The organism is Maribacter sp., from assembly GCF_016744255.1.
Lineage (GTDB): Bacteria > Bacteroidota > Bacteroidia > Flavobacteriales > Flavobacteriaceae > Maribacter_B.
The window spans coordinates 1-8577 of the sequence record NZ_JADGES010000128.1 but is presented as its reverse complement, the minus strand read 5'-3'; the positions used below and the strand labels follow the sequence as shown (position 1 = coordinate 8577).

9 protein-coding genes are annotated in these 8577 nt (G+C 32.7%); 5 read left to right on the top strand and 4 right to left on the bottom strand.

The genetic code is table 11. The annotated features are described in order from the left end of the window. The 4 genes from QZZ51_RS15280 to QZZ51_RS15265 form a co-directional block, all read left to right on the top strand. The coding region (locus QZZ51_RS15280) for an alpha amylase C-terminal domain-containing protein (RefSeq protein ID WP_291871231.1) at nt 1-230 on the top strand (230 nt) is incomplete at its 5' end. Nucleotides 231-329: 99 nt separating this feature from the next. After that, entirely contained in the window at nt 330-2729 is a 2400-nt protein-coding gene (locus QZZ51_RS15275; RefSeq protein WP_291871229.1) for a glycoside hydrolase family 31 protein, read from the top strand. A 40-nt stretch (nt 2730-2769) separates the two neighbouring features. Then, nucleotides 2770-3579 carry a M48 family metallopeptidase gene (locus QZZ51_RS15270; RefSeq protein WP_291871227.1) on the top strand — a complete coding sequence of 270 codons (810 nt, stop codon included), beginning with the start codon at nt 2770-2772 and terminating at the stop codon, nt 3577-3579. A gap of 69 nt (nt 3580-3648) precedes the next feature. Next, on the top strand, nt 3649-4977 hold the full coding sequence (locus tag QZZ51_RS15265) for an MFS transporter (protein WP_291871225.1): 1329 nt from the start codon (nt 3649-3651) through the stop codon (nt 4975-4977). Between the two features lie 64 nt (nt 4978-5041). Here QZZ51_RS15265 and QZZ51_RS15260 read toward each other — a convergent pair whose 3' ends face one another. Genes QZZ51_RS15260 through QZZ51_RS15245 form a run of 4 tightly spaced genes read right to left on the bottom strand, consistent with a single transcriptional unit; the run spans nt 5042 to nt 7983 of the window. Then, entirely contained in the window at nt 5042-5767 is a 726-nt protein-coding gene (locus tag QZZ51_RS15260) for a head GIN domain-containing protein (protein WP_291871223.1), read from the bottom strand. A 26-nt stretch (nt 5768-5793) separates the two neighbouring features. Next, complete coding sequence (locus QZZ51_RS15255) at nt 5794-6888, bottom strand: hypothetical protein (protein WP_291871233.1); 1095 nt, start codon at nt 6886-6888, stop codon at nt 5794-5796. Next, nucleotides 6869-7429, bottom strand: coding sequence for a hypothetical protein (locus QZZ51_RS15250; RefSeq protein WP_291871221.1), 561 nt, complete (start codon nt 7427-7429; stop codon nt 6869-6871). Before QZZ51_RS15250 ends, QZZ51_RS15255 begins: the two co-directional genes overlap by 20 nt. Nucleotides 7430-7431: 2 nt before the next feature. Then, on the bottom strand, nt 7432-7983 hold the full coding sequence (locus QZZ51_RS15245; RefSeq protein WP_291871219.1) for an RNA polymerase sigma factor: 552 nt from the start codon (nt 7981-7983) through the stop codon (nt 7432-7434). A 160-nt stretch (nt 7984-8143) separates the two neighbouring features. On the opposite strand from QZZ51_RS15245, the gene QZZ51_RS15240 reads away from it, so the two are divergent. After that, nucleotides 8144-8269 (top strand): hypothetical protein, encoded by a 126-nt coding sequence (locus QZZ51_RS15240; RefSeq protein ID WP_291871216.1) that lies wholly within the window; start codon nt 8144-8146, stop codon nt 8267-8269. Nucleotides 8270-8577: the final 308 nt, after the last annotated feature.

The following is an 8577-nucleotide window of genomic DNA, read 5'->3' as shown; positions in this document are numbered from 1 at the left end:
AAAATGATATAATTGTAGCTTGTAATTTTACACCTGTTCCAAGAGAAAATTATAGAATTGGAGTGCCAAAATCTGGAATATTAAAAGAGGTTTTAAATAGTGATGCAAAAAAGTACGGAGGTAGTGGTACGGGTAACAAAAATTTAAAAACGATAAAGAAAGAATGGCACGGGTATAAACAGTCTGTAGAAGTTACCATTCCGCCTTTAGGAATTATCATTTTTCAATAAAAAAAATGATTAAACCGTTATAGTTTACAAAAGGGGATAATAAGTCTTTATAATTACGCGTTAAAGTCTTTTTTTGCCTACGTTAAAATAGAATTACTTATGATTACAAATACAGAATTAGAGTATAAAGGTAATTTATACCCAAACCAAATAGTTTCTTTAGAGCAAGACACGGACAAGGTCTATTTTACCTCTGAGAATGGAGTAGTTTTACAAGTTACAGTTTTAAGAGATAGCGTACTGAGGTTTAGGTATGCCACAGAATATGTTTTTGAGCCAGATTTTTCATATGCAATTAGTGAAGATGCTAATAGAGGATATAATCAATTAGAGGTAAGAGAGCAAGATACAGAATACATAATTGAGACTGAAAAATTAAAAGTACTCGTAGATAAGAAAACTATGCGTACTCAAATTTCAGATTTAAAAGGTAACATTATTAGTGAAGATGAGATTGGTTTTCATTGGGAAGAAAACTACGAGAATGGAGGTAATATTGTGAAAATGAGTAAAATAACTCAAAATTCGGAAAGTTTTTATGGAATGGGAGATAAAGCTACGCACTCCAATTTAAAAGGTAAACGTGTTCAAAATTGGGTAACAGATCAATATGCTTACGGTAAGGATCAAGATCCATTATATAAAGCTGTTCCTTTTTATATTGGGTTGCATAAAACTAAGGCCTATGGTATATTTTTTGACAATACTTTTAAATCGTATTTCGATTTTTCTCACGAGAGAAGAAATACAACTAGTTTTTGGGCAGATGGAGGGGAAATGAATTATTATTTTTTCTATGGGCCAGATATGGAAAAAGTAGTTCGTGGATATACCGATTTAACAGGAGCGCCAGAACTGCCACCCATGTGGGCACTGGGCTATCACCAATCTAAATGGAGTTATTTTCCAGAAAGTAATGTTAAAGAGATAGCTAAAAAATTTAGAGACTTACGAATACCTTGCGATGCTATTTATCTAGATATCGATTATATGGATGGTTTTAGATGCTTCACTTGGGATAAAACAAAATTCCCAGATCCTAAACGTATGATTTCGGAGTTGTATGAAGATGGTTTTAAAACCGTGGCCATGATTGATCCAGGTATTAAGGTAGATCCAGATTACTGGGTATATCAAGAAGCTATGGAAAAAGAATATTTCTGTAAAAGAGCAGATGGTCCTTTTATGAACGGAAAAGTGTGGCCAGGAAAATGTAATTTTCCAGATTTTACCAATCCTGAAGTAAGAGAATGGTGGGCAGAATTATATAAAGAAATGATGTCCGATATTGGTGTGCATGCCGTTTGGAATGATATGAATGAGCCTGCAATAATGGAAGTGCCTACTAAAACGGCGCCTTTAGATATGAGACATGATTATGATGGGCATCCCTGTAGTCATAGAAAAGCCCATAATGTGTATGGTATGCAAATGGTTAGGGCTACTTATGAAGGTGTTAAAAAATATGTATACCCTAAGAGGCCATTTGTAATTACAAGAGCAGCTTATTCTGGTACTCAAAGATATGCATCTACCTGGACTGGAGACAATGTAGCAACATGGGAGCATCTATGGATTGCTAATGTTCAAATGCAACGAATGTGTTTAAGTGGTATGTCTTTTGTTGGATCAGATATAGGTGGTTTTGCAGAACAACCGAATGGAGAATTATTTACAAGATGGATTCAATTGGGTGTTTTTCATCCTTTTTGTAGAGTGCATTCTAGTGGCGATCATGGCGATCAAGAGCCTTGGTCTTTTGATACAGAAGTTACAGATATTGTAAGGTCTTTTATAGAATTAAGATATCAATTATTACCGTATTTATACACCATGTTTTGGAAGTATTCTAAGGATAAAATACCTATGTTAAAATCTTTGGCATATTTTGATCAAGAAGATGTGCAAACACACTTTAGAACAGATGAATTTATTTTTGGAGAGCATATTTTAGTTTGCCCTATTCAAGAACCAAATGCTAAAGGTCGAAGAATGTATATTCCTAGAGGAAAATGGTATAATTTTTGGAATGGAGAAGTAGTTGATGGTGGAATGGAAAAATGGGTGGCAGCAGATATAGATAGTATGCCTTTGTTTATTAAAGAAGGAGCCATTATACCTAAGTACCCAATTCAACAATACGTCGGAGAAAAAGAAATTACAGAGCTAATTTTAGATGTGTATTATAAAAATGGCACAGAAACTTCTACGGTATATGAAGATGCACAAGAGGGGTATGATTATGCTAAAGGAAGATACAGTCTTAGGAATTTTAAACTGGTAGGAAAAGATAACCAGCTTAGTATTCAGCAATTTAAAAATGGTACATTTATTACACCATACAGTACTATAAAGATGAGACTTCATGGTATACCTTTTGAGATTGGAGAAATATTTATTGATAATGAAAAAGTTGCTTTAGAAGATTTAAAGCTGAACGGGGATAATATTATTGAGGTTAGTAAGGATTTTACCGGGTTGAATATTAAAGGGAAATAATTTTTTTTGTATTATTACCCAATACTAAACACTATATGTCATGAAAAAAATAATTTTAATTGTTGCTATTTTTTTAGGAGTAACAGCTTGTAAGACGAATCCTTTTACAGGAAAAAAAATAATGAATTTTTATCCTAACAGTCAAATTTTTCCAACAGCCTTCGCGCAGTACGATCAATTTTTAGGAGAAAATAAAGTAATTACTGGTACAGCAGATGCAAATAGGGTAACCAAAGTAGGGCAACGTATTTCTTCTGCTGCAGAACGTTGGCTAACTGCTAATGGGTATCCTGGATATTTAAAAGATTATAAATGGGAATATAATCTGGTAGATGATAAAACAGTAAATGCGTGGTGTATGCCAGGAGGTAAAATTGTTTTTTATACTGGAATTTTGCCTATTACACAATCAGAAAGAGGAATTGCAGTGGTTATGGGGCATGAAGTTGCTCATGCATTAGCGGATCATGGAGCGCAGCGTATGAGTGCGGGTATGGTGCAACAAGGACTTGCTGTAGCGGGTAATATAGCTATTAAAGATGAAAAAGCTAGAGGAGCTTTTAATCAATACTATGGCGTGGGTTCTAATATTTTAGGAATGCTTCCTTTTAGTAGAAGTCACGAAACAGAAGCGGATAGAATTGGTTTGCAAATTATGGCTATAGCTGGTTATGACCCAACAGAAGCAGCAGATTTATGGAGAAGAATGAAAGCCAATAGCGGAGGACAAGCACCGCCAGAATTTATGAGCACACACCCTTCTAATGACACAAGGATAGCTAATTTAACAGCTTGGGCTCCTTTGGCAAAGCAAGAAGCAGCTAAATTTGGAGTTGTGAGTTTTAGATAAAGGAAAACTATTTTAATTGTATATTTAAGGGCCGTTCTATTAAAGAGCGGTCTTTTTTTTAGAATATTTATGACAAAAGCAATAGCAATTAAAGGTAGTAGGAAGTTATTAAATGCATGGGCTTTTTACGATTGGGCTAATTCAGTTTATAGTTTAGTAATTGCATCTGCGGTTTTCCCTATATTTTATGGTGCCTTATTTAGAGAGGCAGGAATAGAAAAAGTTATCGTATTTGGTACAGAGATAGCTAGGGCGCCTTTAATTAGTTACACTACATCGGCAGCATTCGTATTTATAACCATTGTTATTCCTTTACTTTCGGGAGTAGCAGATTATTTAGGAAATAAAAAAGTTTTCATGAAATTTTTCTGCTATTTAGGAGGGGCTTCTTGTATGGGGTTGTATTGGTTTTCTTTAGATAATATTTATGTAGGATTAGCTTGTTATTTTTTTGGTTTAGTAGGTTTTTGGGTAAGTTTTGCAATCAATAATTCTTATCTACCAGATGTGGCTTATGAGGAGCAGCAAGACGCCTTAAGTGCTAAAGGGTTTTCTTTAGGATATATTGGTAGTGTTATACTTTTACTTTTGAATTTAGCAATGATAATGAAACCCAATATTTTTGGTATTGTACCAGAAGCAGGGGAATCTGCGGAGATTATAGCAATGAAATATTCTTTTTTAACCGTAGGTATTTGGTGGATAATTTTTGCGCAATACACTTTTTATTATTTGCCAACAGGGAATAAGAAAGAGGGAGAAAAGAAAAACATAGTACTTAACGGATTTAAAGAATTAAAATTGGTTTGGCACCAATTAGGAGATGAGGTAAAGTTAAAACGCTATTTAATCGCTTTTTTTGTGTACAGTATGGCGGTACAAACAGTGATGCTTATTGCAACTTATTTTGGCGAAGAAGAAATTAATTGGGGAACAGATAGTGAACGTACTACAGGATTAATTGTTAGTATTTTAGTGATACAAATTGTAGCTATTTTTGGAGCAACATTAACAGCGCGAGCATCCAGAAAATACGGTAATATAAATACATTGATAATCGTAAATATATTATGGATAGCTATATGTGTTTATGCCTATTTTGTAATAACCCCAAATGATTTTTATATAGCAGCGGGTTGTGTAGGAATGGTAATGGGAGGAATACAGGCATTATCTAGATCTACCTATTCTAAATTTATGCCAGAAACAAAGGATACAGCTTCGTTTTTTAGTTTTTATGATGTTGCTGAAAAGATAGGAATTGTAATAGGTACCTTTCTTTATGGTTTTGTAGCGCAATACACTGGTAGTATGCGTAATGCGATAATATTTTTGGGAATTTTCTTTTTGGTTGGTATGTTGTTGCTAACTAAAGTGGAGAAAAATAAAGACGCGTAAAAAAACCTCTAAGAGTATAGAGGTTTTAGTTTTGATTTTTAGTAGTTGATTGTGAATAAACTCTTTATCCTTTAGAGATGTCTCCAGAGCCAGATACTTTGGTGTCTACTTTTGTAGGGTTTCCTTTGTAAGTAATATCTCCAGAACCAGATACTCTAGCTTTAAGCTTTTCTTTTACAGTAATTTTAATATCTGCTGATCCAGAAATATTTGCATCTACATTAATAGCTTCTAAATCAAAAGCTTTAATATCTCCACTTCCAGATATGGTGGCATCAAAGTTGTTAGTGGATCCACTTAAGTTAATATCTCCAGATCCAGACATAGAAGCATCTATGCTGTTAGCATTTATATCTAGAGTAATATCACCTGAGCCAGACATGGTAGTTTTAAAATTAGAAGTCTTAATAGTTTTTTTACCAACAATATCTCCAGATCCAGAAAGAGCTACAGCGCTAATACTCTCTACAGGAACGGTTATAACGATACCATCTTTCCAAGAGGAAGGTTTTAGGTTAACTCCTTTTTCCACTTTAATAACTAATTTGTTATCCTTTACTTCTGTGATGATGTATTCTAATAAATTTTCTTCTCCTTTTATGGTGATTTTACCTTCGGTGCCGTCTACTAATACAACATCAAACCAGCCAGATACAGAAACGGCATCATAATCTTCAGTGGTTCTATTCGTTGTGGTTACATTTCCGTTCCCTTTTATACTTTTACCCCATTGCGCTATACACGATGAGCACATTAAAATGGATAAACTTAAAATTGCTATTTTTTTCATGATTATTTATTTTGATTGATTTTTAATTAGTTGTTTTTTAAAAAAGATACGCTTCCATATTCACTATTTATAGAGACATGGTTTCCGCTATTAGCACTACCATGGTAGCCTTTGTAATATTTTTTATTAGATTTTTCGGTGCTTATATTTATTTCAAAAGCATCTTTTCCTTTTACTCCAGCATATTCTGTGGAAATATCAAAATCGAAATGATATTGGGAGTTATACCCAATTTTAATACCAGTGTAGTCACTGTTAATATATAGGTTCCCAGCATCTTCTGCCATTTCTTTAATTTGTAATGCCCCATAATCAGATGTTAAGGATACATTTCCATGTATAGTACCTAGTCTTACATTAATATAATCTCCATCTCCTTTAATGTTATTAGCTTCTCCAATATCTATTTTTCCATAATCACTAGAATATTGTAAATCCTCCATCTGTAAGACGGTTGTATTTGTATAATCGGCATCTATTACTAAATTCCCTGCTTTTTCAATGGTGAACCCAGAGTAATCCGCTGTTATGGTGCCACTATTAATATATTCAATATTAGACTTAGAGGTATAATCAAAATTCAGGATATTATTTCGCCCTCTAAGTTCTCCTATTTCTAATCTACCATAATCGCAATAAATTTTAGCGTGTCCGTCTACTCTATCCAAAGATATATTTCCATAATCATTAGAGAGATTTACGCTGTTTTTAATAGGTAATTTAATGGTGTAATTAATTTGCATATTAACATTACTATTATTTCCCCAGTTCCATCCCCAACTATTTTTAGAGTTTTTAAAAATGGTTTTGGCAGAAACCATACTCGAGCTTGCATCAAAATCTACGGTAATGGATTCTAATTTTTTTTGAACCTTTTCAGCATTATTGCCGTTTGTTTTAATATGAACTTCAATTAATATTCTATTTTCATTCCACGAGGTAATATTTAGGTTGCCGTAACTATTGGTAACTTTCAATAAAGCATCAGAATTAACACTGAATTCTTTCTTAATTGTTTTTTCTTTAGTGTATTTACCTTTTGGATTTCCATTGTTTCCAATACATAAAATAGGAGCTAATAAAAGAACAAAGGTTATATATTTAAATAGTATAGTTTTCATCATGCGTATTTTTTAAATTTTTTGTTGTCTCAATTTGGGTAAGAACATCATTTAATAAATCTATTCTTGTTTGAAAATTGGTAATCATAGCACTTAAAATTAGTTTGCTATTCCCTCCGTTTATTAAATCTTGCTCTAAATTTGTATAATTTGTTTCTAATTTGTTTAATTGAAAAAGCGTATCCTCAATTATCTTTTTTGTTTCTGGAGTACTTTCTTTTTCTAACTCATTTATTTGGTCTTCTATTAAGCTAGCAAAGTATACTTGCGATTGCGATACTTCTGGTGATATTTCAGCAACTTGTTCCTTTGTAGTAGGGTTGTTATGTAGCCCTGCAATAACAAGAATGCCTAATAATGCTATAGATGCGGCAATAGATAAAGATTTCCACCAAGACGTATTTTTTTTAGAAATGGCTACAGCAGAATTTTTTTCTTGTAGTTTTTCTAAAAACCTATTTTGGTGTCCTTCTTTTGGTTCTTCTATATCGAATGTATCTTGAAGGTTAGTGAAAAGGTTGTTAATAGTATCTTTTTCCATTCTTATGCGGTTAACATTTTTTGTCTTAAACTCTCTTTTGCTCTAGAAATTGTTGTTCTACAGTTTGCATAACTTAAATTCATAATGGAGCCTATTTCTTCATAATCATATCCTTCTATTAAATGTAAGGTCAAAGAAATTCTGTAATTGTCTTTTAGTTTTTTCATGGTTTCCAATACTTTTTGAGCCTTTAGTTCCGTAAACACATGATCAGAAGAAATTCCATTGTTATCTTCGACCTTGTACATTGTATCTTCAAAAGCAACTTCCTTATTTTTTTGCTGCTTTCTGTAATGATAAATACTGTTGTTAATAACAATACGCTTTAACCAGGCACCAAAGCTAACTTCGGCTTTAAAAGTATGTAGTTTCGTAAACGCGTTTAAAAACGATTCTTGCATAACATCTTCAGCTTCTGCACTACTTTTTACAATTCTCACAGCAGTATTATACATTGCTTTGTAATAGAGATTGTAAATTTCTAGTTGTGCACTTTGCTTACCTTCTAAGCATAATTGCAATAGGGTATCAATATTTTCTCTTTTTTGGCTCAAAAAGTGATTGGTTTGTTATAAAGATATTGCAATTTATGTTTTGTTACAGTTTGGCTGTGAAAATTATGTGATATGTTTTTTATCTAGGGTTTACGGGATACATTTCTTCAAATTATGATATACAATATGACAAGGCAAGAGGTTTATTCTAAATTTTATAATGAGAGTAATAAAGGAGAAATATATATATATGAATGTAACAACTCTTGTAGATGGAGTATATAACCTAATAGTAAATAGAGAAGGAGAAGAGTCTGTTGTTAAGTCTATATTAATTAATAAGTAGATTTTATAACAATTTATTAAAGTGCGTTTTATCGATGATTTTGGAGAATTATCGATAAAATGCATTACTTCATCGAAGTATCAATCTTTCATTTTACTTTAGCGACACCTTAAAAGGTCCCCAATACTTTTTAATTTTTTAACAACTGTTTTATATGGGAAACCTTTATTCCGAAAATTTATTTTTAGGTCTTTTACTTTGTAGTCTTACGTTAGTAACAGCACAAACCCCATCCCAAGATGGGCAATGGAGTCCTGTTATTCCATTTGGAATAGTACCCGTCGCTGCTGCTAATTTACCCGATGGTA